The sequence below is a fragment of the Sphingopyxis sp. Root1497 genome (assembly GCF_001427085.1).
In the GTDB taxonomy this organism is placed as follows: domain Bacteria; phylum Pseudomonadota; class Alphaproteobacteria; order Sphingomonadales; family Sphingomonadaceae; genus Sphingopyxis.
The window spans coordinates 463,925-490,268 of record NZ_LMGF01000001.1; the positions used below are offsets into that span (position 1 = coordinate 463,925).

The following is a 26,344-nucleotide window of genomic DNA, read 5'->3' on the forward strand; positions in this document are numbered from 1 at the left end:
GAGCGAGGGTGCGGCATGGCTCCTGGCGCTGCTGAGCAACCAGATCGGTCAATATCATCGAAGGCCTGTCTCAAAGCGGACCGACGGCTCGCACGCAGCTGATTCCAAAGCAAAAGGAGATTATGTTCATTCCGCTTGAACGACCATGCCATTTACAATTCCCCCAAACTCTTGCTGACAATGATGCGCAAATTTTGAGCATCCTGCAACCCTTCGTTTGTTGCCTCTAGCAGATCCTCAAAGAGGAGTTCCAGACGATCCTCGTCTTGAGCTTTGTCGCCATCATATTTGATCTCGAAGAGAGGCAAGGCGCCCTGAATCCTTGCCAAATTTGGATCGTCGAGTATAGAAGAGAATAAAGAAGAAATCTCGGAAACTCTTATCTGAAGCTTTCTTATGTCGATTATCTCTTTTGGCTTCAAGTTTGATAGCTTATCCCAATTATCAGATATAAAGTTAAAGTCGATATTCCTTGAAGCAAATCTGATTGCGTTGACGGATCCGGCGGATCCAATGCTTTCAATCTCTATTGATTCTAATATTTCCTTTGTCCTTTGAATCTTTTCAATTGCCATGTCTAATTCAGAAACTAAAACAGAAAAGAATGCTAGTCTTTTTGATTCTAAATCATCTCTGCGATTTTTGTCATTTAGATAAGTTGATATGATGGCGTTAAATAGCGTAAAAAATCCGATGATAAAAGTCAGTCCAGAAGCAATTAAAATCTGATGACTTTCTAGGAATGGCTTATCCATATATTTTTTTGGATCGACCATTATTATTTTTACTGTTTCTCGTTGCGCGGATTCTGGTATTTGTGAATCCGGCCGGGGCGAAGCGGCGTCTGCGTGAGAATTTTTACGTTCTTGCATCTGCAACCCCGTAGTGATGGCCAAGCGGTGTTATCATCACATGAACCGGTCGACCTATCAACGTTCTTCAGCATATCTTGAGCGTTAGACCAGCTTACGCGAAGGATGTGACGATAGCTCAATTGCCGCCGCGCGACAAAGGGATGCACGAAGCTTAGCGCACCGTCCAACCCCCTCCCCACCGTCAACAATATTTACAAATTTGTAAGCAATTACCGCCATTTCGGCAGCAATCGTCCCGCCCTGTCCGCGGGCTGTTTTGCGTCAAGAGGTGGGGATTTTGATCAGGCTGGCCATGTGCATCGCGATCGAGCACGATCCGTGGCTCGTCGCGCTCGCCGTCGCGATCTGCGGCGTCGGTGCCTTTGCCATCGTACAGATGTTCGAACGCGCGCGCGATGCGGAGCGGGCGCAGGGGATCGCTTGGGCGTTCCTCGTCGCCGTCGCGGCCAGCGCGACGATCTGGTGCACCCATTTCGTCGCGATGCTCGCCTTTGAAGCGAAAGCCCCTGTCACGCTCGATCCGGTGTTGACGATCGCCTCGCTGATGGTCGCGATAGTCGGATCGTTCATCGGTTTCGCGGTCGCCGCGTGGGGCCGCGACGATATTTTTGGCGCGATCGGCGGCGCGCTGTTCGGCGGCGCGATCGCCGCGATGCACTTTACCGGCATGACCGCCTATCGCGTCGACGGCATCGTCGCCTGGGACCAGAATTATATCGCAGCAGCGGTGATTAGCGGCATGGTCTTCGCCGCAGCCGCGCTGACCGTGCTGCGCACGCAGCGGGCGATGCGCCATCGGGTCCTGCTCGCCACGACGCTGATCGTGCTCGCGATCGCCTCGCTGCATTTCCTCGCGATGACCGCGATGCGCATCACCCCGATGGCGCTCGACCAGACACCGCTCCGCCCGTCGGAATTCAATGCGCTGGCGCTCGCGACGGTGCTGGTCGGCGGCATCGTGATCGCCGCCGGCGTGTTCGCCGCGATGCTCGACCGGCAGACGCGCTCGGAGGCGATGCGCGAGCTGACCCATATGGCGATGAACGACGCGCTGACCGGCCTGCCCAACCGCACCGCCTTTCGCGCCGAACTGGCGCGGCAAATCGGCGCCGCGATCGTCAATGGCGAGCGCGTCGGCCTCTGTGCGATCGACCTCGACCGCTTCAAGGAAATCAACGACGTCCACGGCCACAAGGCCGGTGACGAGGTGCTCGCGCGCATCGCGCAGCGGATGCGCGATGCGCTCGGTCACAATGAATTTGTCGCGCGGCTGGGCGGCGACGAGTTCGTCGCGCTGACGCGCTTCACCGATCGCGCGCAGCTGACGGCGTTCGCGGCGCGGCTCGATGCCGAGCTGAAGGCCCCGCTGATTCTGGCGGATTTCGAAGCGCGGCTGGGCGCGAGCATCGGCATCGCGGTCTTCCCCGACGATGCCGCGACCGCCGAAGTGCTGGCGAACAATGCCGACCTCGCGATGTACCGGGCCAAGGCCGACGCCGCGCCGGTGCCGTGCCATTATGATTCGCAGCTCGATGAGGCGATCCGCGATCAGCGCGAACTCGCCGCCGACCTGCGCCGCGCGATCGACCGCGACGAACTCGACGTCCATTACCAGGTCCAGACATCGGTCACGAGCGGGGCGGTCACCGGCTATGAGGCGCTGCTGCGCTGGACCCACCCGCAACGCGGCGCGATCCCCCCTGCGGTGTTCATTCCGATCGCCGAATCGAACGGCTTCATCCTCGCGCTCGGCGAATGGGTGCTGCGCCGCGCCTGCGCCGATGCGGCCGCCTGGCCGCACCAGTCGAAGGTCGCGATCAATGTGTCGCCGCTGCAGCTGGCGCACGCCGACCTGCCGCGCCTGTTCCACCAGGTGCTGATCGATACCGGCCTGCCGCCGCGGCGGCTGGAGATCGAGCTGACCGAGACCGCGATCATCGCCGACCGCGACCGCGCGCTGCACGTGCTGCGCCAGATCAAGGCGCTGGGCATCGGGGTCGCGCTCGACGATTTCGGCACCGGCTATTCGTCGCTCGAAACGCTGCGCGCCTTTCCGTTCGACAAGATCAAGCTCGACCGCTTCTTCGCCGCCGAGCTGGAAGGCAATATTCAGTCGACGGCGATTTTGCGCGCGGTGCTGGCGCTGGGCAAGAGCCTGTCGATCCCGATCCTGGCGGAAGGGATCGAGACGCGCGAGCAGCTCGAGGTGCTGCGCCGCGAGGGTTGCGACGAGGCGCAGGGTTTCCTGATCGGCCGCCCGGGCCGCGGGGTCGCGCTGGCAGATGCGGGCGGAGGCCTGGGCGCACAGGCCGCCTGACGGGTCGCCCGTCACGTTTTTTTGCGCCGCACAACTTGACCCGCCGTGCCCGCGCCCCGTACGCAAGGAGCATGCCGCACGACACTTCTTTGATCGGAACCGTGGTCGCGGGCTTGGGGGTCGCCTTTCTGATGGGCGCGCTGGCGCATCGGCTGCGCATTTCGCCGATCGCGGGCTATCTGCTCGCCGGCGTGATGGTCGGGCCGTTCACCCCGGGCTTCGTTGCCGACACCGGGCTTGCGATGCAACTCGCCGAGATCGGCGTGATCCTGCTGATGTTCGGGGTCGGCCTGCATTTTTCGCTGAAAGACCTGTTGTCGGTGCGCAAGATCGCGGTGCCGGGGGCGGTGCTGCAGATCGCGGTGGCGACCGCGCTGGGGATGATGCTCGGGCTGTGGCTCGGCTGGTCGATCGAGGGCAGCGTGGTCTTCGGCCTCGCGCTGTCGGTCGCCTCGACGGTGGTGCTGCTGCGCGCACTGCAGGCGCGCGACATGGTCGAGACCGAAAAGGGACGGATCGCGGTCGGCTGGCTGATCGTCGAGGACCTCGTCATGGTGCTCGCGCTCGTGCTGCTGCCCGCGATGTTCGGGGCGCGCGGCGACGAGGGAACGAGCGCGGGGCTGCTGCAATCGGCGGCGATCGTGCTGGTCAAGGTCGTCGGTTTCGCCGCCTTCATGTTCGTGATCGCGCGGCGGGTGCTGCCCTGGGTGCTGCACTGGGTCGCGCATTCGGGATCGCGCGAGCTGTTCCGGCTCGCGGTGCTGGCGATCGCGCTGGGGGTCGCGTTCGGCGCGGCGGTGATTTTCGACGTGAGCTTTGCGCTCGGCGCCTTCTTCGCCGGCATGATCCTCGGCGAGACGCAGCTGTCGCGTCGCGCCGCCGAGGAAACGCTGCCGCTGCGCGATGCGTTCGCGGTGCTGTTCTTCGTATCGGTCGGCATGCTCTTCGACCCCAAGGTGCTGATCGAGCAGCCGGGGCCGGTGATCGCGACGGTCGCGATCATCGTCATCGGCAAATCGGTCGCCGCCTATGCGCTCGTCCGCGCCTTCGGCCATGATTCGCGAACCGCGCTGACCGTATCGGTCAGCCTGGCGCAGATCGGCGAATTCTCCTTCATCCTTGCGGGACTGGGGGTCGGGCTCGAGGTGCTGCCCGAGACCGGGCGCGACCTGATCCTCGCGGGCGCGCTGCTGTCGATCCTGTTCAATCCGATCCTGTTCACCCTCGCGGTGCGGCGCATCCGCGCCGAGCAGCCCGATGCGGCGGAGGAACCGGCCGAGGCCGAAGCGGCGCCCGCGCCGTGCAACGCCGGGGTGGTGCTGATCGGTTATGGCCGCGTCGGCAGCCATATCGGCTCGCTGATCTGCGGCCGCGGCGAGGGGCTGACGGTGATCGAGGACCAGAAGGACATGGCGGCGGCGGCGAAGCAGGCCGGCGCGACGGTGATCGTCGGCGACGCAACCAAGGAAAGCATCCTGCGGCAGGCGGGGATCGAGGACGCCTCGACCCTGCTGATCGCGATCCCCGAGGGAGTCGAGGCGGGGGCGATCGTGCGGCGCGCGCGGGCGATCAATCCCAAACTGCTGATCGTCGCGCGCGCGCATTCGGACGAGGAGGTGACCGACCTGGTGCGGCGCGGCGCCGACCATGTCGTGATGGCCGAACGCGAGACGGCGTCGCGGATGGCCGAACGGGCGATGCTGGCGGGGGCGTAATTGCCGTCGTCCCCGCGAAGGCGGGGGCGACGGAATGGGGGCTTCCCCCGCTCTCCCAAACTTCCTATCGCCCGCACTATGTCTGCCGCCGCGCTGCTCCCCCTCCTGAAATCGACCTTCGGCTTCGACCATTTCCGTGGCCGCCAGGGCGAAGTCGTCGACCGCGTCATGGCGGGCGAGCGCACGCTCGCGGTGATGCCGACCGGCGCGGGCAAGTCGCTGACCTATCAGCTGCCCGCGGTCGCGCTGCCCGGCTGCGTCGTCGTCGTGTCGCCGCTGATCGCGCTGATGCACGACCAGCTGCGCGGGGCGCGGGCGGCGGGAATCCGCGCGGCGGCGCTGACCAGCGTCGATGCCGATTTCGCCGAGACGCGGCAGCGCTATCGCGACGGCGACCTCGACCTGCTTTATGTGGCGCCCGAACGCGCGACCGGCGAGGGGTTTCGCGCGCTGCTCGAGGCGCGCAGCCCGGCGCTGTTCGCGATCGACGAGGCGCATTGCGTCAGCGAATGGGGGCATGATTTCCGCCCCGACTACCGCCTGCTGCGGCCCTTGCTCGACGCTTTCCCGGCGGTGCCGCGGCTCGCGCTGACCGCGACAGCCGACAAGCATACGCGCGAGGATATCCTCGTCCAGCTCGGCATCCCCGCGGGCGGACTGATCCTCGCGGGGTTCGACCGGCCGAACATCCGCTATGCGATGCGCGGGCGCGTCACCCCGGCGCGCCAGCTCACCGATTTCATCACCGCCAATCCGGGCCCCGGCATCGTCTATTGCCCAACGCGCAGCGGGACCGAGAAGCTTGCGAGCCAACTCGCGGCGGCCACCGGGCGCAAGGTCGCGGCCTATCACGCCGGGCTCGATCCCGAAATCCGCGCGCGCGTCCAGCATGATTTCGTCGCGTCGGAAGACGGCATCGTCACCGCGACGGTCGCTTTCGGCATGGGGATCGACAAACCAGACGTGCGCTTCGTCGCGCACGCCGGGCTGCCGAAGTCGATCGAGGCCTATTATCAGGAAACCGGCCGCGCCGGCCGCGACGGCGACCCCGCCGAGGCGCTGATGCTGTGGGGGGCGACCGACTTCGCGATGGCGCGGTCGCGATTGGGCGAACTGCCCGAGGCGCGTGTCGCCGGCGAGCGGGCACGCCTGAACGCGCTTGGTGCGCTGGTCGAGACACCGGCGTGCCGCCGCGCCTTGCTGCTCCGCCATTTCGGCGAAGACCCGCCCGAGCGCTGCGGCAATTGCGACAATTGCCTCGAACCGCCGAGCCGGATCGACGCGACCGAACTGGCGCGCAAATTGCTCTCGGCGGTGTATCGCACCGGGCAGAGCTTCGGCATCGGCCATGTCGAGGCGGTGCTGACGGGGCGCAGCGACGAACGGATCGTCAGCCGCGGTCACGACAAATTGTCGGTGTTCGGCATCGTCGCGGGCGAGGAGGCGCGGTTGATCAAGCCGCTGGTGCGCAGCCTGATGGCGCGCGAGGCGCTCGCCACGACCGAACATGGCGGACTGATGCTCGGCCCCGCGGCGCGCCCGGTGCTGAAGGGCGAGGCCGAGGTGCTGATGGCCGAACCGCCGGTGAAACGCACGCGGCGCGAGCGCGGTGGCGCGGGCGGGGCGCCGAACCCGGTCGGCGACCCGCTGTTCGACGCGCTGCGCAGCGTCCGGCGCGAACTCGCGGCCGAGGCGGGGGTGCCGCCCTATGTCGTGTTCCACGACGCGGTGCTGCGCGCGATGGCGACCGAAAAGCCCGGCACGCTGCACGCGATGGGGGCGATCCCGGGGGTCGGCGCAAAAAAGCTCGAGGCGTGGGGCGATGCGTTTCTGGCGGTGATAAGGCAGTTTTGATCCGCGCGCCGCGCACCAGGCAAATCGAAACCGGCCTCTCGGCCCGATCCCATCGCGATTGACAGGGACCCGCGACCGCCGCATCAGGCGCGCAGGGTCGCGGCCGATGGAGCCTGCCATGTTGCGCTATGCCCTGCCGATATTTCCCGCCCTGTTGCTTGCTGTTCCCGCCGCCGCCGAGGAAACCCCGGTCGCCTATGACGACGCGGCGCGTTGCGGGGTGCTCAACAGCCTGATGGGGGTGCTCGTTGAGGGCGATGCCGAAGCGGTGCGGACGCGCGAGGCGATGGCGCTGACCTGGTTCGCGCTCGCCAGCGACCGATCAGCGTTGAGCGACGCCGAGCAGACCGCCGCCTTCGATACGGTGCACAAGGAAGAGGGCGAAGCCGTGGTCGCGCAGCCCGCCGAAGGCAGCGCGCGGGCCGATCACCTGATCGGACGCATGACCGCGTGCGATAAGCTGCGCCGCGCCCATCTCGACGCCTATCGCGACATGGCCGAACTGCTCGCGCTCGCGGCGCCCGAAAAATTCGCGGACGGCGCCGCGCTGGAACGGCAGGGCAGCGAACCGCCGCCGATCCCGCGCAAGGATTTGAGCTTCGGCGACGGCTGGACCTTTCAGTCGCGCGGCAACAGCTGCATCGCGACGCGGCCGCTGGCGAAGGATCTGACGCTCGCGCTGCGCTTCACCAATTTCAACGATGGCAATATCTGGCTGAGCGGCAAGGCGCTGCCACGCATCGACGAAGGCAAATCCGAGGCGCTGTCGGCGCAGCACGAGAAGGGCGCGAGTGCCGGCGAGGATGCCGAAGGCAATCCGCGCGATCGGTTCGATCCCGGCGTCACCTACGCCAATTTCCCGGGCACCGCGATCTTCGTCGATGGCGCGGTGGCCGCGCGCTTCATCTATGGCGCGACCGAGGAAGGCGCGACCGATTACAAGCTGGGGGCGCTGCAGGAATATTATTGGCCGACTCTGAAGGCCGGCCGGACGATGCAGGTCAAGGTGCTCGGCAAGGAAATGGGGGTGGTCCAGCTTGCCGCCGCGGGCGGGCTGTGGGCCGAAATGCAGACCTGCATCGACCAATATCCCGACGGCTAGGCACGGTGGCGCCGCCGCGCGCCGTGAGCTAGCAGACGGCGATGGCGGTGCTGGATATAATCGACCCGATGATTCGCGGCGGCGCGATCGCGCTGTTCGCCTTGTGGATCGCCATTTTGGTACGCGACCATCGGGCCGTCCTGTCGGCGCGGGTCGCGATTGCGATGAACGTCACCATCGTCGCCTATCTCCTGTCGGGTTTGCTCAAGCTGCACGGCGCGGCGCACTATCCCTATATCCTCTTGGACACGCTGTCGGTGATGGTGCCGGCCCTGTTCTGGCTGTTCGCGCGGCTGTGGTTCGACGACCGGCAGCGGATCGGCCGGCGCAGTTGGTTGCTGGTGCTGGCGTTCGGCGCGTTGCCGCTGATCCAGGTTGCGCTGATCGCGGCGACCGGGCGCTTCAGCTGGGAGATTTGGGGGGTGGTGCGGATCGGCATGTTCGCCTTTGCGGTTGCGGGCATGTGGATCGCCTGGCGCGGGCGCGCCAACGACCTGATCGAGGCACGGCGCGGATTCCGGCTCGGCGTCGTCGGGGCGATCGGCGGCTTCATCCTGCTCGTCACCTTTGTCGAGATGTTTCACAACCGCGACATGAGCCGGGACCTTGGCCGGTCGGTGACGCTGGTCGCGATCTTCGTCGCGACCTTCATCGTCTCGGTCGGGCTGTACCGGTTTCGCGCAACCGAATTGTTCGCGGCGCCGGGAGCGTCGACGGAACCCGATGCGGTGGCGTCGCCCACCGCGCCGTCGCCGCTGGCGCAGCGGTTGCGCGCGGTGATGGCCGATGAGCGCGCCTATCGCGCCGAGGGTTTCTCGATCGCGATGCTCGCGGCAAGGCTCGGCGAGCCAGAATATCGCGTGCGGCGCGCGATCAACGGCGAAATGGGGTTTCGCAACTTCACCGCCTTCCTGAACGGCTTCCGGCTCGACGAGGTCCGCGCCGCGCTCGCCGACCCGGCGCAGCGCGAGGTGCCGATCCTGACGATCGCGCTCGACGCGGGTTTCGGCTCGCTCGGGCCGTTCAACCGCGCGTTCCGCGACGCCGAGGCGATGACGCCGAGCGAATATCGCAGCGTCCGATTCGCCGATTCCGGAATCGGCTAGCCGTTTTCGGACATCGGGGAGCGAGGTATCTGCTGCCGTGCTGAAAGGCGGGCATCCAATCCAGACAGGATGCCCCGATGCTCGACGCCTTTCCGCCGCTCGCCAATCTGGTCCACAAAGGGCCGGTCGTCTTCGCCTTCGACTTCGGTCGCTACCTGGTCGCCGCCGCGCTGGTCGCGGCGATCGTCTGGGGATTGCGGCGGACCAGCCTCAGGACTCGCAAGATCCAGGCGCGCGAGGCGACGATGGCCGACAGGCGCCGCGAATTCGCGCAGTCGGTGCAGACCGTCGCGGTCTATACCGTCGTGTCGGCGTTCATCATCTGGGGCGTCGATGTCGGGGTGCTGCACCGGTTCGAGGGCAGCTATGGCTGGGCCGGCGACCTCGCGCTGCTCGCTGCGATCATCGTCGCCCACGACGCCTATTTCTATTGGGTGCACCGCGCGATGCACCACCCGAAATTGTTCAGGATCTTCCACCGCGCGCATCACCGCTCGATCACCCCGACGCCCTGGGCGGCATACAGTTTCGCGATTCCCGAGGCGTTCGTGATGATCGCCTTCGTGCCGATCTGGCTGCTCTTTGTGGCGACCCCGGTCTGGGTGATGCTGAGCTGGATATTGTTCCAGATCCTGCGCAACGCGATGGGGCATGCCGGGTTCGAACTCCACCCGCGCTGGTGGCTGTCGACGCCGTGGACGCGCTGGATCAACACCACGACGCACCACGACCTCCACCACAATGGCGGCTTCAACAAGAATTACGGGCTCTATTTCACCTGGTGGGACAAGATGATGGGGACCGAGCACCCGCGTTATGCCGAGCGTTTTGCCGAGGTGGTGGCCGGCGACCGGGCGGTGGGCGCGAAACCCGCCGACTCAGGCGCAACAGCGGTGGCCGCCTGAACCGAAACCGCCTTCCCGGGCGAGGGGTTCGGGGAGAAGGCAGTGGGCCTCCCGCAAGGCGGGCCTGCTTCAGGGAGCCTGGGGGCGCGGATCGCGTCCCCAGGCTTTCGCGGCTTTCGGGCTATGGGTGGGGACGCCCCGGTGGCGAGATGACCGAGACGATGTCGCTGCGCAGCGTCCAACCGAGCCGTTCGTAAAGCGCCTTGCCGTCGGCGGTGGCGACCAGCAGGCATGTGGTGACGCCGCGGGCAACGGCGCGGCGACCGAGTTCGGCCATGATCGCCGAGCCGAGCCCGCGGCGAGCGAACGCCGCTTCGGTGACGATCTGGTCATAGACGGCGGTGCCGCCATGGATGCCGAGAACGCCGCGCGCGGCGAGCGACCCGTCGCCATGTCTGGCCACCGCCTCGAAACGGTCGGTGCTTTCATCGACTTCGATCGCAAAGCCGGGCGTGGGCAGTGCCGCCGGCATGATGGCGTCGGTCGCCATAAGCCACATCGCGTCGCGTGGCTGCCAGCGCGGCGGAATATGGGGGAGAATGGCGTCGCGCGGCGCGGCAATGTCGACATAGATATGGGACGCCGCGACAGCGGCGAACGCATCGGCGGCCGCCTCCCCTGACACATTCCCCAGAATGAAGCGGCCGGCCTGATCGGGCTTGCCGACATCGAACCACAGCGCCGGAGGGGTGGTCGCGGCAACTGGATGGCCATAGCCGCGCGCCGCGCAATAGCCGAAGGCCCATGTGAAATGATCGTCCATGGCATCGACCATAGGTAAAGCGCCGGGCAAGGAAAGCGGCAACGCAGCTTCCCGCTTGTCAGCGAGCGGGCGGCGGGAGTAGATCGGCGCCATGAGCGATTTTCGAACCCTGTCCGCCGACTATAGCGTCGCCCCCCAGATTACACTCGAGGACGTGGCCGAGGCCAAGGCCGCGGGCTTCGCGATGATCGTCAACAACCGGCCCGACGGCGAGGAACCTTCCGCGCCGCAGGGCGACGATATCGCGCATGCCGCGGCGGCCGAGGGACTGGCCTATGCCGCGATCCCGGTCGGCCATGCTGGCTTCAGCCATCCGCAGCTCGACGCGCTCGACACCTTGCTCGGCGATGCGACGGGGCCGATCCTCGCATATTGCCGGTCGGGCACGCGCTCGACGCATCTGTGGGCGCTGACCCGCGCGCGCGCCGGCGATGATGTCGATGCCATCGTCGAGGCAGCGGCGAATGCGGGGTATGACCTGAGCGGGCTGCGGCCGATGATGGACGCGCTCGCGGGCGACAAATGACGCTGACGGACCTCATCCAATTGGGCGCTTCGCTGGTCGCGGTGCTGTTCGTCGCCTGGCTGGTCAAGGCCATGGGACTGGGCGCCGATCCGCGCATCGCGGACGAGGCGCATGCGATCCGCCTCGCCGAAGAGGCCGAGGCGGGGTTCAGGGGCGTCGAGGTCGCGCGCGACCGGGCGGGTTTCGCGGCGATCGTCCGCGATGCCGGGGGGCGCCAGATGCTGGTCCGCGCGCACGGCAATCATTTCGCGGCGCGCCCGATCGATGCCAGCGTGACCGGTCGGCTCGACAAGGACTTTCTGATCCTGACGATGCCCGAACGCACCTTCGGCACGGTGACGCTGCAATTGGGGAAGGACGCGGGGATGTGGGCCAGCCGGATGCGCGAGATCGCCCGTGGATAAGCTTCCCGATCCCGTCGTCTATGCGGTGCCCGCCTTCATCCTGCTGCTGATCGCCGAGATGGTGATTTCTCTGCGCAAGGACAAAAGCCGCTACGAGGCGCGCGACACCCTGACCTCGCTGATGCTCGGCACGGTGAGCCAGGTCGCCGGCGCGCTGGTCGGCGCGGCGGTGATCGGGGCGTCGGTGTGGGTCTATCAATATCGCCTGTTCGACATCGGGATCGAATTCAAAAGCTGGTGGTGGGCGTGGATCCTCTGCTTCTTCCTCGACGACCTCGCCTATTACGCCTTCCACCGCAGCGCCCACCGCGTGCGCTGGTTCTGGGCGAGCCACGTCATCCACCACAGCAGCCAGCATTATAATCTGTCGACCGCGCTGCGGCAGACATGGACGGGGTTCTTCAGCCTGACCTTCCTGTTCCGCCTGCCGCTCTTCCTGATCGGCTTCCCGCCCGCGATGGTCTTTTTCTGCGCGGGGCTGAACCTGATCTACCAGTTCTGGATCCATACCGAGGCGATCAAGCGCCTGCCGCGCTGGTTCGAGGCGGTGATGAACACCCCGTCGCACCACCGCGTCCATCACGGCGTCAACCCGCGCTATCTCGACGCCAATTACGCCGGGGTCTTCATCATCTGGGACAAGATGTTCGGCAGCTTCGTTCCCGAACGCGACGACGAGCCGGTGCGCTACGGCATCGTCAAGCAGCTCGGCAGCTTCAACATATTTTGGGCCGCGGTGCATGAATGGGTGGGCATCGCGAAAGACGTCTGGGCCGCGCCGTGGAAACACAAGCTCAGCTACATGTGGCGCGAGCCCGGCTGGAGCCACGACGGCAGCCGTGCGACGAGCGCGATGATCAAGGAACGCTGGGCGGCGGGGCGGCCGGTGGAAGAGCCGGCGGAGTAGGCATCGTCGCCCCCGCGAAGGCGGGTTCCGTTGTCGGCCTTGGCCATCGGCGAAGGCCTAAACTTCCAGCGGCCCCCGCCTTTGCGGGGGCGACGACTAGGGTCTTGCTTCGCCCGCTAATGACATTCATGTAAGCACCCGGCGACCGCCCGCAGGCGGCGCGAGGGGAGCGGCATATGGATCAGTTCGACATCATCGTCATCGGCGGCGGCAGCGCGGGGAGCGCGGCGGCGGGGCGGCTGGCTGAGGACGGCACGCGCAGCGTGTGTCTGGTCGAGGCGGGCGGCACGAACGATATCATTCGCGTCAAGACACCGGGCTTCATGCCCTTCATCCCCGAGGCGTCGAACTATCGCTACGACACCGTTGCGCAAAAGGGGCTGAACGGCCGCATCGGCTATCAGCCGCGCGGGCGCGGTCTCGGCGGGTCGAGCGCGATCAACGCGATGGTCTATATCCGCGGCCACAAGTTCGATTACGACCAGTGGGAGGCGCTCGGCGCGACCGGCTGGAGCTATGCCGACGTGCTGCCATATTTCAAACGCAGCGAGGGCAATGAGCGCGGGGCGGATGATTTCCATGGCGGCGACGGGCCGCTCAATGTCATGGACCAGCGCTGGCCCAATGTGACGAGCCGGCGCTTCGTCGAAAGCGCGGCGGCGCTGCAACTGCCGCGCACCGCCGATTTCAACGGACCGAATAACGAGGGGTTCGGCCTTTATCAGACGACGCAAAAGGCAGGCGAGCGCTGGTCGGCGGCGCGCGCCTATGTCGAACCGCTGCGCGGGCGCGCCAATCTCGACATCCGCACCAAGGCGCTGGTCGAGAAGATCCTCGTCGAGGACGGGCGCGCGACCGGGGTCGTGATTCGGCGCGGTGGTAGCCGCGAGACGCTGCGCGCGCGGGGCGGGGTCATCCTGTCGGCGGGGGCCTTCAACAGCCCGCAGATCCTGATGCTGTCAGGGATCGGGCCGGGCGCGCATCTGCAGGAGCAGGGCATCGATGTGGTCGCCGATCGCGCCTCGGTGGGTGCAGACCTGCAGGATCATATCGATTATGTGTCGAGTTGGGAGACGCGCTCGACCGATCCCTTCGGCGACAGCCTCGGTGGCAGCTGGCGGATGCTCAAGGCGATCGTCGAGCACCGGCTGAAACGCACCGGCATCATGACGACCTGCTTCGCCGAAGCGGGCGGCTTCTGGAAATCGCACCCCGACCTGCCCGCGCCCGATATCCAATATCATTTTGTACCCGCGATGCTCGAGGACCATGGGCGGACCAAGGTGAAGGGGCATGGCTTTTCGATCCACGCCTGCGTGCTGCGGCCCGAAAGCCGCGGCACGGTGCGCCTCGCATCACCGGACGCCGCCGCCGCGCCCGCGATCGATCCGGGCTTCCTGACCGACGACCGTGACATGGCGACGCTCCGCGCCGGGGTGCGGATGATGCACCGCATCGCCGCCGCGCCGCCGCTGTCGGACTATGCCGGCGCCGACCGGCATCCGGTGGACCTCGCCGACGATGCCGCGCTCGACGCGCTGATCCGGTCGCGCGCCGACACCGTCTATCATCCGGTCGGGACGTGCCGCATGGGCAGCGACGATGCTGCGGTGGTCGACCCGACGCTGAAGGCGAAGGGCCTCGACGCGCTGTGGGTCGCCGACGCGAGCATCATGCCGCGGCTGGTCAGTGGCAACACCAATGCGCCGAGCATCATGATCGGCGAACGCGCGGCGGATTTCGTGAAGGCGGCTTTGACCTGACCCTGACGTTCCCCGGCGAAAGCCGGGGCCCAGAGAGCTGGCGCGGCGTCGCATGGACCCCGGCTTTCGCCGGGGAGCGCTAAGCGCAAGCCTCCGCCAGCACCCGCCCCGTCTCCGTCAGCCCATAGAGACTGCTCGGCGGCCGTCCGTCGACCACCTCGCGCACGACCAGCCCATGCTTGCCGAGCGCGGTCAGCCCCTGCGACAGCGCGCGCGGGGTTGCGGGGGCGAGCAGCCGCGACAGCGCGTTGAAGCGGGCGTGCCCGGCGTCGATGCCGGCGACCAGCGGCAGCCCCCAGCGCGTCGCCGCGCCGGGCGGCAGGCCGATTGCCGCCTGCACCTGTGCGATCGTCGCGGCGCGCAGTGCGGCGGCGGCACCGCTTTCGGTGAGGATATATTCGGGGCGCAGCGGGTGGCCGTGGCCGGGATTGCGTTGCACCCAGCCGATCGCCGCCGCGGCGTCGAGCGTGCGCGTCAGGCTGTCCCGCGCGAGCGCGAGCCGGTTCACCAGTTCGACGAACCGCGCGCCGCGGTGCGCGGCGAGATCGGCGAGCAGCGGGATCAGCCAGCGGTGGCGGGTCAACTGCGCGAGCAGGGGATCGGGAACGCTTGACGGCATTTGCTAGTTACTATACAAACCAGACTATCGAAGCAAGCGGATTGGGGCTCGGGTTCCAATTCATAAGCACCGTCATTGCGAGGAGCCGCAGGCGACGCGGCAATCCAGAGGGGGCGTCAGTCGCCCTGGATTGCTTCGCTCGCAATGGCGAAGTCCTGGCCAGATAGGGAGAAATGGCAATGGCGTTGAAGATCGGGTACGAACTCACCTGTTCGATGGGGGTCAAGGACATGACCGCGTCGATCGCCTGGTACGAGCGGGTGATGCTGTGCACATTGCTCTACCGCGCCGACGAGATCGGCTGGTGCGAGCTCAAATCGCCGATGGCGGGCGTGAACATCGGGCTGAGCGAGGTCGAGACGGTGGTGCAGGGCGGCGGCGCGACCAACGTCTTCGAGGTCGAGGATATCGTCGCGGCGAAGGCGCATCTCGACGCCGAAGGGGTGCGGCAGGACGGCGATATCCAGCATATCCCGGGGCTGGTGAAGCTGCTCACCTTCTATGATCCCGACGGCAACGCCTTCATGTTCTCGCGGTCCGAGGCGGGCGCGGTCTGAGCGCCTGATAGAGCAACCCCCGCCGCATTGCTGCGGCGGGGGTTGCGATGGGTCCCTCTTCAAGCCCGGACCCGACTCGCTCATTCTTTCGTCCGAGCGGAATCCGCAACGCGCCGCGTGCGGCGACAGGTACGCGGGTACGGGTTATTCGGGAGGATTCCGCCGCGGCGAATCGGGGGGCTTTCGCAGCCGCCCCGTGCGCCGGCTGCGGCGCAGCAAAATTCCGCGCCGCGCTTTTCCGGGCTTTTGCGCGATGGCTTATGCTGCGCACAAAAAAAGAGGGCCGGGACTTGCGTCCCGGCCCAGCCTTTCAGGCTCTCCCCTCCTGAAACTCTTGATGGTTGAATGCCATATTAATGTCATGATGGAAAGGCCTAAATTTGCATCACCACTGCCTATTTATTGTGCGCCTGCGAAGGCGGGCAGCCGCGAACGGCAACCCGCCCCGATCGATTAGAAACTCTGGCGCGCAGTGACGCCAAAGGTGCGCGGCTGGCCGACAGTATAGCCGAGGCGCGCCCGGCCGCCGCGTTCGCGGTCGAACGAGAGCAGGGCGTTTTCGTCGAGCAGATTGTTGACATAGACGCTGAGCGACAGGCCGCTTTCGAAATCGACCCCGGCGCTGAGATTGACCAGCTGGTAATCGGGCAGTTCGAGGTCGACCGTCGTCGCGGCGTTCGCCGGGGCGCCGCCGAAGGGCAGGCCGTGGACGAAGGTGCGCGGGTTGTTTTCCTGATCCGCGGGCTGGGTGTAGCGCGCGCCGACATGCTGGAACGACGCCGCGAGATAGGCCGACGCGCTGTCCGAGACCGGGAATTCATAGCTGCCCGATGCCGACAGCTGGAACTTCGGGACCGAGGGCAGGCGGTTGCCTTCGCGGATGCCCGTCGCGGTGGCGAGTACGCCGGGCAGGGTGGTGTCGAACTCGGCCTCGATCAGGCTGCCCGACAGGTTGAGGTCGAGTCCGTCGATCGGGTTCACCCCGAGCTCGACCTCGACCCCCATCGAATGCGCCTTGGGGACGTTGAAGACGATGCGCGACGAGCAGCTGCCGGCGTCGAGCGTGACCTGGAGGTTGCGAATGTCGTTGTAGAAGGCGGCGGTGTTCAAGGTGAAGCCGCGGCCCTTCGACTTCACGCCGACTTCATAGTTCCACAAGGTCTCGTCGTCATAATCCTGGAAGCCACCGAACAGCGCCGCATCGCTCGGCGAGCAGAGCGGCAGGTTGAGCGGATCGTTGACCCCGCCGAGGCGAAAGCCCTTCGACGCCTGTGCATTGACCGACACATTGTCGGCGACGTCATAGCTCAGCAGCACGCGCGGACTGATGCCGTTCGAGCGCGTCTTGTCGCGGCGGCGGTCGCCGTTCGCGAACAATCCGCCGGTGACGAAGCGCCGCGTCTCGACGAAGTCGTAATAGCGGCCGCCGACCGTGACGTCGAAGGCGTCGGTGATCGAATAGGTGCCTTCGCCGAAGATCGCGAGCTGCTTGATCTTATAGGGCAGGTCGGCGTTGTACGGCGAGTTGGCGGGGAAGCCGTTGGCGACCGCTGCCGAGGTGCCCGCGCCGAGCGTCGCATCGGTGAAGGCGTCATAACCGGGGGTGGGCAGACGCTGGCGATAGAAGCGGTCGGTGCTCGAATAGAAACCGCCGAACACCCATTGGAAGGCGCTGTCATAATCCGATGCGAGGCGGACTTCCTGCGTGAAGGTCTTAAGGTCGGTGGTGTCGACGAGGGCCGATGGCAGCAATACCCCGGCGGTCGGGAAACCGAGGTCGACCGAGACCGAACCGGTCAGCGCGCTCGCGTCGCGGCTGACGAGGATGTCGCGGTTGGTGTAGCTGGTCACCGAGGTGACCGAAACGCCGTCGAGCTTGGCGTTCATCACCAGGTCGGCGATCAGCGTCTTGTCCTCGAACGCTTCGCGCAGCAGCAGATATTGCTCGCGCTCGTCATAGGTCACCTGCGGGCGCGTGGTGGTGAAGCGGTTGCCATAGAGATTATAGATATCCTGGCGGTTGAAGCCGTCGGCGGTCACCTTTTGATAGACGATGCGCGGGGTGATGGTGACGTCGTCGACGGGCTCGAAGGTCACCGCGAGGCGCCCGCCATAACGTTCGCCGCTGTTGACGTCGTTGCCGCCCGCGGGGCCGACCGCGTTGATGAAGCCGCCGTAGCGCGTGTAATAGCCGACCGCGCGCACCGCCGCCTTGTCGCCGAGCGGGACGTTGATCGCGCCTTTCAGATGACCCCCGATATCGTCGCCGTCGACGAGGTTGAGGTTCGCCTCGACGCTGCCTTCGGTCACGCCGAGCTTGGGCTGGTTGGTGATGTAGCGGATCGTGCCGCCGACCGACCCCGACCCGAACAGCGTGCCCTGCGGCCCGCGCAGCGTTTCGACGCGGTTGAGGTCGAAAAGGTCGATGTCGGGGGTGAAGAGCGAGAGCGAGATGACGCTTTCGTCGAGATAGACGCCGACCTGTTCCTTGACGCCGGGCTGGTCGCGCACGACCTGTCCCGCCGACACGCCGCGGACCGACACCTGGCTCTGGCCGGGGCCAAGGTTTTGCACCGACAGGCCGGCGACGTTGCGCGACAGATCCTCGAGCGTCACCGCCCCCGACCTCTGGATGTCGGCGGCGGTCTGCGCGTTGATCGAAAAGGGGATGTCCTGAAGATTGGCGTCGCGCTTGGTCGCGGTGACGATGATGATGTTGCTGTCGTCTTCCTCGGCGGCGGCGTCCTGCGCGGCGGCGGGCGTAACGAAATTGGCCAGCGCGAGCGTCGAAAGCCCGGCCAGCAGCATAGTGCGAGCATGCATGATGTTTTCCTCTCTGAGCAGCGCGGGACTATCTTGTCCCGTCGCGGCGAGAGGAGTGCGCCTCTTGTCATAAATGCGCAATGGGGTCCGAATCGCGCGTAACAAAATGTCGGCGCGCTGTTGCATTGCTGCCACATACCGACGCGCCAGGCCGCCTGGGTGCGTCGCCGCTAGGCCGCTGGGCCGCAAGCAAAAAAAAGCCGGAGACCTGGTCCGGGCCTGCGGCCGCCCCGGCCGCCATCGAAAAAAAAGGCCGGGGACAAGCCCCGGCCAGTGGTTCGCAGGAGGAACCTGGGTTGGACCCCGCCGCCTTTTTAAAGAGGAGAGAGCGGCGGCGGGTGTCCAGTCTCGTCAATAATTATAGGCACGCTCGCCATGTTCGCCGAGGTCGAGGCCTTCGCGCTCCACCTCTTCGCTGACCCGCAGGCCGGTCAGCGCCTTGGCGATGTAGATCGCGATCGCGGTGCCGATGGTCGACCAGATGATGGTGGTGACGACCGCCATGACCTGCGTCGTGATCTGCGGGCCGAGGGCATAGTCTTCGCCCGCCGGGCCGCCGAGCGCGACCAGCATGGTGAAGGCGGTGCCGATCGCGCCGACCATGCCGCCGATGCCGTGGATGCCGAAGGCGTCGAGCGAGTCGTCATAGCCGAGCTTGGCCTTGAGCTTGGTCACCGCGAAGTAGCAGACGACCGAGGCGACCGCGCCGAGCAGGATCGCACCGAACGGACCGGCGTTGCCGGCGGCCGGGGTGATCGCGACGAGGCCGGCGATGACGCCCGAGCAGAAGCCGAGCGCCGAAGGCTTGTGGCCGCTGACCTTTTCGGCGAGCATCCAGACGAGCGCGGCGGCGGCGGTGGCGACCATCGTGTTGATCATAGCGAGGCCCGCCGAGCCATTGGCTTCGAGTGCCGAGCCGGCGTTGAAGCCGAACCAGCCCACCCACAGCAGGCCGGTGCCGATCATCGTCATGGTCAGCGAGTGCGGCGCCATGATTTCCTTCTGGTAGCCGATGCGCTTGCCGAGGATGATCGCGGCGACCAGCGCCGAGACGCCGGCGTTGATGTGGACCACGGTGCCGCCGGCGAAGTCGAGCGCGGCCGGCGTGTCGGTGCCGAACATGCCGCCTTCGAAGAACAGGCCGCCGCCCGCCCACACCATGTGTGCGATCGGGAAATAGACGATGGTCAGCCAGATCGCGCCGAACACGAGCATGGCCGAGAATTTGAGGCGCTCGACGACCGAGCCGAGGACCAGCGCGAGGGTGATCGCGGCGAAGGTCATCTGGAACGAGATGAACACATATTCGCTGATCACTTCGTCGGTGAAGGTCGCGCCGGTCGAGTCGGCGGTGACGCCCGACAGGAAGAATTTGCCCCAGCTGATAAAGGCGTTGCCCTCGGGTCCGAAGGCGAGGCCATAGCCGTAGCTGACCCAGATCAGCATCGCGAGACAGGCGGCGGCGCCGACCTGCGTCATCGTCGACAGCATGTTCTTGGTGCGCGTGAGGCCGCCGTAGAAGAGCGCGAGGCCCGGCAGGATCATCAGCAGGACGAGGACGGTGGCGGTCATCATCCAGGCGTTATTGCCCGGGTTGGCGACTGCGGGTGCGGCTTCGGCGGCGGGCGCCGCGGCGGCGGCTGCCGCTTCCTGCGCCCACACGGGCAGCGCGGCGAACAGTGCGAGGCCCGCAGCCCCGGCGGTCGCCGCAAATTTGTTTGCGAACGTCATTGCTTCCCCCTTTATCATTACAGAGCCGCCTCGCCGGTCTCGCCGGTGCGGATGCGCACGGCCTGACCGACGTCGAGGACGAAAATCTTGCCATCGCCGATCGACCCGGTTCCGGCGCTTTGCTGCAGCGTTTCGACGACCCGCGGTGCGAGCGCGTCGTCGCAGACGAGCTCGATCTTCACCTTCGGCACCATGTTGGTGGCATATTCCGCGCCGCGGTAGATTTCGGTCTGGCCTTTCTGACGACCGAAGCCTTTGACTTCGGTCACGGTCATTCCGGCAATGCCCAAGCCGGTGAGGGCTTCGCGCACCTCGTCGAGCTTGAACGGTTTGATGATAGCCAGGATCAGCTTCATGACGCCCCCTTGTGATTATTGGCAGATGTTGCACTGCAACAGCCGTGCCAAATTACGCGGGCGGGGGTTGAGTTAACATTTTGTGACGAATTGGCGCGCGCAGGCGACCGATTGAGTCAGTGGAATGGGCAGGCGAGGCAGCGCGATGCCTAAATTATGGGCAGGGACGTAACCTGCCCGCCCCTTAGGGGAGGGGCTTTTTCAGGCTATCCCGCCCGCTCGAAGCGCGCCCAGATCGGCAGATGGTCCGACGCGCGCGCCGCGAGCGCGCTGCGATGCACCCCGGCGTCGACCGCCTGCAGGTCGGGCGAGGCGAAGATGCGGTCGAGTTTCGCCACCGGGCGACGGCTGTGGAAGCTGTGGCCGGTGTCGACGAGGCGATGGCGTTCGCCGAAATCATGGAGGCAGCCGCCCTGGTTGCGCCATTCGTTGCAGTCGCCCATCAGGATCGTCGGCAGGTCCTCGCCCGCCGCGAGGTGATGGAGGATCGCGCGCGCCTGTTGCCGGCGGCGCAGCCCCGAAATGTCGAGATGCATGCCGACGACGCGCAGCCGCGTATCGCCGATGCGCACCGTCGCCGCGACCGCGCCGCGCGGTTCGAGCGTCGGCAGATGGAGTGCGTGGCTCTCCTCGACTTCGGCGCCCTTGCGCACCAGCAGCGCATTGCCGTGCCAGCCGATGGCATAGGGACGCCCGCCGAGCAGGTCGACCGGCACATAGTCGCTATGCTCTTCGAACATATGCGGCGGGATCGCGCTGGCGCGGGTCCCGAAGCGGCGGTCGGCCTCCTGCAGTGCGACGATATCGGCGTCGAGTTCGCGCAGCACCGACAGCACCCGCCCCGGATCGCGGCGCCGGTCGAGACCGATGCCCTTGCGCATATTGTAACTGGCGACCTTGATCATGGCGGGCATTTTCACAGGATTATGGACGTCTGAGCAAGGCTTAGGTTGCGTTCAGCCGGCGCCGAACTCCGCCATCAAGGCCTGCGCGTCGGCCAGATCGTCGTCGAGCACCATCACCCGCACCGGGATCAGCAGGCCGACACTTTCGGCGATATTCATGCCGGCGTCGAAACACACGGCATGGACGCCGGCGCTTTCGAGCCGGCCACGCAGCAATTCGGCCTCGACCCCGTTCGGCAGGCGTACCAGCTCGACGAGCGCCATCAGGCCGGGTCGCCGGTGATGAAACGGTCGGTCGGGCGCGTTGGCAGGCCGTCGATGCTCCTGGTGCGTTCCTGGAATTTCTCGACCCACAGCACCGGGTCGGCCTGACGGTGATATTTCTGCAGCGTGTCGCGTTCGTGCTGCAATTCCATCATCGGCACGCCCCAGCCGCAACTGGTCTGCACGCTGTCGACGTCGATCACGAAGATCTGGCGGGTGCCGGGGATCAGGGTGAAAGGACTGGCGATCGTCTCCCATTCATCGTCCTGCGGCAGCACCGCGCGGCCGCGGCCATAGATGCGCAGGATCAGCGCGCTGCGGTCGAAGGCGCAGAACATGATGGTGATGCGCCCGTCGGCGGCGAGATGCGCGTGCGTCTCGTTGCCCGATCCGCCGAAATCGAGATAGGCGACCCGGTTTTCGGACAGCACCCTAAACGTGTCGGCATAGCCCTTGGGCGACAGGTTGATCCGCGCATCGGCGGCGGCGGTCGCGGTGAAGAAGACCGGTTGCTTCGCGATGAAAGCGATATGCTTGTCGGTCAGGCTGTCGGTGAAATCGGCCATGTCGGGGCTCCGCAAGATCGGTGTGGCGGGCTTATCACCAATTTTTGCCTTCCTCCACCGCCGCCTGCTCCTCGGGGCGTGTCGTGCGGCCGAGCACCGCGTTGCGATGCGGGAAGCGGCCGAAGCGGTCGACGATGGCGAAATGCTTCTGCGCATAGTCCTGGAACATCGGATCGGCGAGCTGGCCGAACAGGCGCAAGGATTCGCGCTGGTCGGCGAGGTCCTCGCTGTGCTGATAGGGGAGATAGGCGAACTGGCGCCGCGCGTCGGGCCAGGCCTTGTCCCAGCCGTGCGTGACGATGCCGCGCGCGATCGCGCGGGCGAGATCGTCGGTAGCAAAGGCATCGGCGGATCCGCGAAAGATATTGCGCGGCACCTGATCGAACAGGATTGCCGCGGCCAGCGCGGTGTCGGGGTCGGTCAGGAAGCTGGCGGCGGGGAGCGCGCGCAGCGCTTCGTGCCAGTCGCCGGCCAGCGCGCGGATGTCGGTGTCGAAATCCGGCCCGCCGCCATACCAGTCGTCCATGCCATGCGCGTCGAACCAGAAGGTCAGGAGCTGCGCCGGCCAGTCGGCGGGCGGCGGCGGAAGGTCGGGATGTTCGGAATCGGTCGTCATTGCGAACGAAGCGAAGCAATCCAGAGCCGTTTACGCAACCCTGGATTGCTTCGTCGCCTCCGGCTCCTCGCAATGACGGGGCTTTTTGGCGCTATTCGGCCTTGGGACGGCGGTACGGCACGAACTCGCCGAGCGACACGAAGCCGCTGTACATCTGGCTCGTCCGGTCGCGCAGCTGAACGGTGTCGATGCTGCACAGCTGGCTGCCGGTCAATTTGGTGACGAGAATATCGTCGTCGTCGAGCGATTCTGCACCGCCCTTCGGCCGGTTGACCCAAAGCGTGCTACCGATGCGATAGACGATCGCGGTGCCGTCGATGATCGTGGTGCTGTTCGATCCGGTCAGCTGGATGCAGTTTTGCGGCTCGCCCGCGACGCGGCCATCGAGCAATTTTTCGAGCTGCTGCTCGCCGGTCAGCTTTTCCTTCGCCGATGCGGCGGGCGCGGCGGCCACCGCGGCGGCGGCGATAATGGTGGCGATTAACGGACGCATGGTTCGACTCCTGTCATTCAACACACACCCTCTGCCGCCGATATAGGGCATCTCGTCTGAACGACAACTGACTCAGGCATGGTGACCTGGCCGCTCCCTCGAGCCTGCGGGAGGGACCGGCCAGGTCACGCGCGTGCGCTCAGCAGGCGCCGTCGGGCAGCGGAATGCCCAGCGGGCCCTTGCATTTCTTTTTCTTGGCGGGCGGTGCGGTCTCGCCGCTGCTGCTTCCGCTCGCCGCGCCGCCGCCGCTCATGCCGCCGAAATCGGCGCCGACCATCAGCATCGTGTACGAGCGGAAGCGCACCTTCGCGGTCCAGTCGATGTTCCACACCCCCGTCGCGGGCTTGGGCGGATAGGAGAAGTTCGCCTCGGGGCCGAAGGCGTTGAGGTTGCCCATCATGAACTCGCCCGACGATTTCTTGACCTCGGCGGGGATCTGGCACGTCGTCTGCGATGGCGGCATCACGATCTTCTTGGTGATCAGGTTGGCGACCACCGAGGGCGGCAGCCAGTCCCACAGCCCGCCGCCGAATTCCTTGGTCGCGCTGCTTGTCCACCAGACGATGTCGCCGACGTCGTTCTTGCCGCTTCCGTTACCCATCCCGCCGATTGTCCAGGCGGCATAACCGGTGGCGTTCTGCACCGGGTTCCAGCGGATCGTCACCGACCCGTCGGCCTGGTCGGCGGTCGAGGCCTGCAGCGCGGGCATATAATCCTGCGCGAGGGTGAAATTGATGTCGTTGCCGACATTGCTCGCGACGCGGTGCGCGCCGAGCAGGCTGCTGTCCTTGGACGGCATCTTGGTCGATTTGCCGTTCGGCCATTCCATATAGGATTTGCTGTTCGACGGCGACACTTCGCGGACGATCGGCACGGCGGTCGAGAAGAGGTTCGGCGGCACCTGTCCCGCCGCGACCTTGGCGAAATCGATGATCACCGGCTGCCCCGGCCCCGCCTTGGCGCCGCAGCCCCAATAGAGCAGCAGGCGACCCTTCGGCCGTTCGAATTCGGTCGGGTAGGTGCCGTCCTTGCGCTCGGGCGCGATCAGCGGCACCGATTTGCCAAGCTTGGCCTGCGGCAGGAAAAAATGATCGCCCTTCGGCGGCGGCGCGGTCGGCAACTCGTTCGAGCCGAGGCGCAGGACCAGCTGGCGCGCCAACGCGCTGTCGGGGCCGCCGCCGAACATCATGCTCATCGCGCCGCCCATGCCGCCCTTGCCGCCGCCCATCGCGGCAAAGCCCGACATCGTCGCGGCGTCCATCTCATAGCGTTCCTTGGGACCGGTGGTCTTCTGCTGCGCCGCGACGGGCGCGGTCAGCATCGCGGCGATGACCGCGAGCGAAGTGAATTGGAAAGTCTTGCGCATAATTCCTCCCTGCGACCGGAGGTTCTGCCCCCGGGGAAAAGCTCATGCGACCCAATTTCTGCTTTATGTTTGAGAGGCGTATAGGCGCGAGATTGGCGAAGGCCAAGTGATGCGCGTCACAGAATCCCGTCATTGCGAGCGAAGCGAAGCAATCCAGAGCGGTGTACGCCTACTCTGGATTGCTTCGCTTCGCTCGCAATGACGGGGAGAGGGGCGTTAAGCCGTCCCGCCCACCGTCAGCCCGCTCACCAGCAAAGTCGGCTGGCCAACGCCCGCGGGGACGCTCTGGCCGCCCTTGCCGCACACGCCGATGCCTTCGTCGAGCGCCATGTCGTTGCCGATGCCGGTAACTTTCGTGAGCACGCTCGGCCCGTCGCCGATCAGCGTCGCGCCCTTGATCGGGGCGCCGAGCTTGCCATTTTCGATCTTGTACGCCTCAGTGCAGCTGAACACGAATTTGCCCGACACGATGTCGACCTGGCCGCCGCCCATGCTTTTGGCAAAAATGCCGTTCTTGACGCGGCTGAGCAGTTCGGCGGGATCGTCGTTTCCGCCTTTCATGAAGGTGTTGGTCATGCGCGGCATCGGCGCATGGGCAAAGCTTTCGCGGCGGCCGTTGCCGGTCGGCGCCATGCCCATCAGCCGCGCGTTGAGCCGGTCCTGCATATAGCCCTTGAGGATGCCATCCTCGATCAGCACGGTTTCGCTGGTCGGGGTGCCCTCGTCGTCGATGCTCAGCGAACCGCGCCGTTCGGCGAGGCTGCCGTCGTCGACGACGGTGACGCCCGCTGCGGCGACGCGCTCACCGATGCGGCCCGAAAAGGCGCTGGTGCCCTTGCGGTTGAAATCGCCCTCGAGCCCGTGGCCGATCGCTTCATGGAGCAGCACGCCGGGCCAGCCGGGACCGAGCAGCACGGTCATCTCGCCCGCCGGGGCGTCGACCGCCTCGAGATTGACGAGCGCCTGCGCCAGCGCCTCGTCGATCGCGCGGTTCCACTGCGCTTCCTCGAACAGATGGTCGTACATGTAACGACCGCCGAGGCCGAAATAGCCGCTCTCACGCCGGCCATTCTCCTCGACCACGATCGACACGTTGAGGCGGACGAGCGGGCGGATGTCGGTCGCGAGGAAGCCGTCGGCGCGGACGATCTCGACCACCGACCAGCTGCCGGCGAGCGCGACCGAGACCTGCGCGATGCGCGGATCGCGCGCGCGGGCGGCGGCGTCGATCTGCTGGCACAGCGCGACCTTCTTGGCGAAGGGGATCAGGTCGAGCGGATTGGCCTCGCCATAAAGATGGCGATTGGTCCGCGCGGGGGCGGCGGCGTGCGGCTGGTTCGCAGGGTCGAGCAGCGCGAGCGTCTCGGCGGCGCGGCGGATCGCCGGGGCGCTGATGTCGCTGGCATGGGCAAAGCCCGTCATCTCGCCCGACACAGCGCGCAGCCCGAAGCCCGCATCGGTCGAATAATCCGCCGTCTTGAGACGCCCGTCGTCGAAGCCGAAGCTCTCGGTCGCGCGATATTGCAGGTAAAGCTCACCGTCATCGGCCTTGGCGAGCGCTTCCTTCGCGAGCTTCTGCGCAAGATCGGGATCGAGCGCATCGGCGCGATAGAGGAAGCGGCGGGGATCGGTGGGGCTTGTCATGAGGCCGATATAGGCGCGCGGGGCGGCGGCGCAAAGGGTTGATGCGGACGGGTGGTTGTGGGGTGGGGAGCGGACGTAAAAGTCCTCCCCGTCGCGCAGCGATGGGGAGGTGGCAGCCCGAAGCGCTGACGGAGGGGCCGACGCCGTAGGCGTGGTGCAAGCTTTCT

General features: G+C 66.1%; 24 protein-coding genes. 11 read left to right on the forward strand and 13 right to left on the reverse strand.

What is annotated here, in order from left to right:
* Positions 1–152: 152 nt before the first annotated feature.
* Entirely contained in the window at positions 153–896 is a 744-nt protein-coding gene (locus ASD67_RS22870; protein WP_156377532.1) for a hypothetical protein, read from the reverse strand.
* 271 nt (positions 897–1,167) lie between these two features.
* Between ASD67_RS22870 and ASD67_RS02140 the strand changes: the two genes are divergently transcribed.
* The 6 genes from ASD67_RS02140 to ASD67_RS02165 all read left to right on the forward strand — a co-directional run bounded on the left by ASD67_RS02140 (position 1,168) and on the right by ASD67_RS02165 (position 9,874).
* The gene (locus ASD67_RS02140) at positions 1,168–3,192 is read left to right on the forward strand and encodes a putative bifunctional diguanylate cyclase/phosphodiesterase (protein WP_200937970.1); all 2,025 of its coding nucleotides are present in this window, start codon (positions 1,168–1,170) and stop codon (positions 3,190–3,192) included.
* Positions 3,193–3,263: 71 nt separating this feature from the next.
* Complete coding sequence (gene ybaL, locus ASD67_RS02145; RefSeq protein WP_056342538.1) at positions 3,264–4,907, forward strand: YbaL family putative K(+) efflux transporter; 1,644 nt, start codon at positions 3,264–3,266, stop codon at positions 4,905–4,907.
* Between the two features lie 78 nt (positions 4,908–4,985).
* Positions 4,986–6,761: a DNA helicase RecQ gene (gene recQ / locus ASD67_RS02150; RefSeq protein WP_056342540.1), complete on the forward strand. Its 1,776-nt coding sequence runs from the start codon at positions 4,986–4,988 to the stop codon at positions 6,759–6,761.
* A 118-nt stretch (positions 6,762–6,879) separates the two neighbouring features.
* On the forward strand, positions 6,880–7,863 hold the full coding sequence (locus tag ASD67_RS02155; protein WP_056342542.1) for a hypothetical protein: 984 nt from the start codon (positions 6,880–6,882) through the stop codon (positions 7,861–7,863).
* A 47-nt stretch (positions 7,864–7,910) separates the two neighbouring features.
* Positions 7,911–8,969, forward strand: a complete 1,059-nt coding sequence (locus ASD67_RS02160) for an AraC family transcriptional regulator (protein ID WP_162248526.1) — start codon at positions 7,911–7,913, stop codon at positions 8,967–8,969.
* A 77-nt stretch (positions 8,970–9,046) separates the two neighbouring features.
* Positions 9,047–9,874: a sterol desaturase family protein gene (locus ASD67_RS02165; protein WP_082544772.1), complete on the forward strand. Its 828-nt coding sequence runs from the start codon at positions 9,047–9,049 to the stop codon at positions 9,872–9,874.
* 121 nt (positions 9,875–9,995) lie between these two features.
* On the opposite strand, the gene ASD67_RS02170 is transcribed toward ASD67_RS02165, so the two are convergent.
* On the reverse strand, positions 9,996–10,637 hold the full coding sequence (locus ASD67_RS02170) for a GNAT family N-acetyltransferase (protein ID WP_162248527.1): 642 nt from the start codon (positions 10,635–10,637) through the stop codon (positions 9,996–9,998).
* Between the two features lie 91 nt (positions 10,638–10,728).
* Between ASD67_RS02170 and ASD67_RS02175 the strand changes: the two genes are divergently transcribed.
* The 4 genes from ASD67_RS02175 (at position 10,729) to ASD67_RS02190 (ending at position 14,237) form a co-directional block, all read left to right on the forward strand.
* Positions 10,729–11,163, forward strand: coding sequence for a TIGR01244 family sulfur transferase (locus ASD67_RS02175; protein WP_056342550.1), 435 nt, complete (start codon positions 10,729–10,731; stop codon positions 11,161–11,163).
* The gene (locus ASD67_RS02180; protein WP_056342553.1) at positions 11,160–11,567 is read left to right on the forward strand and encodes a hypothetical protein; all 408 of its coding nucleotides are present in this window, start codon (positions 11,160–11,162) and stop codon (positions 11,565–11,567) included. Before ASD67_RS02175 ends, ASD67_RS02180 begins: the two co-directional genes overlap by 4 nt.
* On the forward strand, positions 11,560–12,474 hold the full coding sequence (locus ASD67_RS02185) for a sterol desaturase family protein (RefSeq protein WP_056342559.1): 915 nt from the start codon (positions 11,560–11,562) through the stop codon (positions 12,472–12,474). The genes ASD67_RS02180 and ASD67_RS02185 overlap by 8 nt, the downstream gene beginning before the upstream one ends.
* Before the next feature lie 176 nt (positions 12,475–12,650).
* The gene (locus ASD67_RS02190) at positions 12,651–14,237 is read left to right on the forward strand and encodes a GMC family oxidoreductase (protein ID WP_056342562.1); all 1,587 of its coding nucleotides are present in this window, start codon (positions 12,651–12,653) and stop codon (positions 14,235–14,237) included.
* Positions 14,238–14,316: 79 nt separating this feature from the next.
* Here ASD67_RS02190 and ASD67_RS02195 read toward each other — a convergent pair whose 3' ends face one another.
* On the reverse strand, positions 14,317–14,856 hold the full coding sequence (locus tag ASD67_RS02195; RefSeq protein ID WP_056342565.1) for a winged helix-turn-helix transcriptional regulator: 540 nt from the start codon (positions 14,854–14,856) through the stop codon (positions 14,317–14,319).
* 179 nt (positions 14,857–15,035) lie between these two features.
* Between ASD67_RS02195 and ASD67_RS02200 the strand changes: the two genes are divergently transcribed.
* Positions 15,036–15,413 (forward strand): VOC family protein, encoded by a 378-nt coding sequence (locus ASD67_RS02200; RefSeq protein WP_056342568.1) that lies wholly within the window; start codon positions 15,036–15,038, stop codon positions 15,411–15,413.
* A 453-nt stretch (positions 15,414–15,866) separates the two neighbouring features.
* On the opposite strand, the gene ASD67_RS02205 is transcribed toward ASD67_RS02200, so the two are convergent.
* From ASD67_RS02205 to tldD, 10 genes are all read right to left on the reverse strand, one after another.
* On the reverse strand, positions 15,867–18,236 hold the full coding sequence (locus tag ASD67_RS02205; protein WP_056342572.1) for a TonB-dependent receptor: 2,370 nt from the start codon (positions 18,234–18,236) through the stop codon (positions 15,867–15,869).
* A gap of 351 nt (positions 18,237–18,587) precedes the next feature.
* Positions 18,588–19,967, reverse strand: coding sequence for an ammonium transporter (locus tag ASD67_RS02210; RefSeq protein WP_056342575.1), 1,380 nt, complete (start codon positions 19,965–19,967; stop codon positions 18,588–18,590).
* A 17-nt stretch (positions 19,968–19,984) separates the two neighbouring features.
* Positions 19,985–20,323: a P-II family nitrogen regulator gene (locus ASD67_RS02215; RefSeq protein ID WP_003043080.1), complete on the reverse strand. Its 339-nt coding sequence runs from the start codon at positions 20,321–20,323 to the stop codon at positions 19,985–19,987.
* Between the two features lie 206 nt (positions 20,324–20,529).
* Complete coding sequence (locus ASD67_RS02220) at positions 20,530–21,228, reverse strand: endonuclease/exonuclease/phosphatase family protein (RefSeq protein WP_056342578.1); 699 nt, start codon at positions 21,226–21,228, stop codon at positions 20,530–20,532.
* A gap of 51 nt (positions 21,229–21,279) precedes the next feature.
* Positions 21,280–21,492, reverse strand: coding sequence for a putative signal transducing protein (locus ASD67_RS02225; protein WP_056342579.1), 213 nt, complete (start codon positions 21,490–21,492; stop codon positions 21,280–21,282).
* Positions 21,492–22,058 (reverse strand): pyridoxamine 5'-phosphate oxidase family protein, encoded by a 567-nt coding sequence (locus tag ASD67_RS02230; RefSeq protein WP_056342582.1) that lies wholly within the window; start codon positions 22,056–22,058, stop codon positions 21,492–21,494. The genes ASD67_RS02225 and ASD67_RS02230 overlap by 1 nt, the downstream gene beginning before the upstream one ends.
* 34 nt (positions 22,059–22,092) lie before the next feature.
* On the reverse strand, positions 22,093–22,674 hold the full coding sequence (locus ASD67_RS02235) for a DUF924 family protein (RefSeq protein WP_056342584.1): 582 nt from the start codon (positions 22,672–22,674) through the stop codon (positions 22,093–22,095).
* A 91-nt stretch (positions 22,675–22,765) separates the two neighbouring features.
* Entirely contained in the window at positions 22,766–23,167 is a 402-nt protein-coding gene (locus tag ASD67_RS02240; RefSeq protein WP_056342586.1) for a hypothetical protein, read from the reverse strand.
* Between the two features lie 139 nt (positions 23,168–23,306).
* On the reverse strand, positions 23,307–24,533 hold the full coding sequence (locus ASD67_RS02245; RefSeq protein WP_056342589.1) for a hypothetical protein: 1,227 nt from the start codon (positions 24,531–24,533) through the stop codon (positions 23,307–23,309).
* Positions 24,534–24,749: 216 nt separating this feature from the next.
* Positions 24,750–26,177 carry a metalloprotease TldD gene (gene tldD / locus ASD67_RS02250; RefSeq protein ID WP_056342592.1) on the reverse strand — a complete coding sequence of 476 codons (1,428 nt, stop codon included), beginning with the start codon at positions 26,175–26,177 and terminating at the stop codon, positions 24,750–24,752.
* Positions 26,178–26,344 lie beyond the last annotated feature (167 nt).

Coding starts and splice junctions, on each gene's coding strand:
- ASD67_RS02140 (WP_200937970.1), top strand. CDS start 1,168: ATGTGCATCGCGATCGAGCACGATCCGTGGCTCGTCGCGCTCGCCGTC.
- ybaL (WP_056342538.1), top strand. CDS start 3,264: ATGCCGCACGACACTTCTTTGATCGGAACCGTGGTCGCGGGCTTGGGG.
- recQ (WP_056342540.1), top strand. CDS start 4,986: ATGTCTGCCGCCGCGCTGCTCCCCCTCCTGAAATCGACCTTCGGCTTC.
- ASD67_RS02155 (WP_056342542.1), top strand. CDS start 6,880: ATGTTGCGCTATGCCCTGCCGATATTTCCCGCCCTGTTGCTTGCTGTT.
- ASD67_RS02165 (WP_082544772.1), top strand. CDS start 9,047: ATGCTCGACGCCTTTCCGCCGCTCGCCAATCTGGTCCACAAAGGGCCG.
- ASD67_RS02170 (WP_162248527.1), bottom strand. CDS start 10,637: ATGGACGATCATTTCACATGGGCCTTCGGCTATTGCGCGGCGCGCGGC.
- ASD67_RS02175 (WP_056342550.1), top strand. CDS start 10,729: ATGAGCGATTTTCGAACCCTGTCCGCCGACTATAGCGTCGCCCCCCAG.
- ASD67_RS02180 (WP_056342553.1), top strand. CDS start 11,160: ATGACGCTGACGGACCTCATCCAATTGGGCGCTTCGCTGGTCGCGGTG.
- ASD67_RS02190 (WP_056342562.1), top strand. CDS start 12,651: ATGGATCAGTTCGACATCATCGTCATCGGCGGCGGCAGCGCGGGGAGC.
- ASD67_RS02195 (WP_056342565.1), bottom strand. CDS start 14,856: ATGCCGTCAAGCGTTCCCGATCCCCTGCTCGCGCAGTTGACCCGCCAC.
- ASD67_RS02200 (WP_056342568.1), top strand. CDS start 15,036: ATGGCGTTGAAGATCGGGTACGAACTCACCTGTTCGATGGGGGTCAAG.
- ASD67_RS02205 (WP_056342572.1), bottom strand. CDS start 18,236: ATGCATGCTCGCACTATGCTGCTGGCCGGGCTTTCGACGCTCGCGCTG.
- ASD67_RS02210 (WP_056342575.1), bottom strand. CDS start 19,967: ATGACGTTCGCAAACAAATTTGCGGCGACCGCCGGGGCTGCGGGCCTC.
- ASD67_RS02215 (WP_003043080.1), bottom strand. CDS start 20,323: ATGAAGCTGATCCTGGCTATCATCAAACCGTTCAAGCTCGACGAGGTG.
- ASD67_RS02220 (WP_056342578.1), bottom strand. CDS start 21,228: ATGATCAAGGTCGCCAGTTACAATATGCGCAAGGGCATCGGTCTCGAC.
- ASD67_RS02225 (WP_056342579.1), bottom strand. CDS start 21,492: ATGGCGCTCGTCGAGCTGGTACGCCTGCCGAACGGGGTCGAGGCCGAA.
- ASD67_RS02230 (WP_056342582.1), bottom strand. CDS start 22,058: ATGGCCGATTTCACCGACAGCCTGACCGACAAGCATATCGCTTTCATC.
- ASD67_RS02235 (WP_056342584.1), bottom strand. CDS start 22,674: ATGACGACCGATTCCGAACATCCCGACCTTCCGCCGCCGCCCGCCGAC.
- ASD67_RS02240 (WP_056342586.1), bottom strand. CDS start 23,167: ATGCGTCCGTTAATCGCCACCATTATCGCCGCCGCCGCGGTGGCCGCC.
- ASD67_RS02245 (WP_056342589.1), bottom strand. CDS start 24,533: ATGCGCAAGACTTTCCAATTCACTTCGCTCGCGGTCATCGCCGCGATG.
- tldD (WP_056342592.1), bottom strand. CDS start 26,177: ATGACAAGCCCCACCGATCCCCGCCGCTTCCTCTATCGCGCCGATGCG.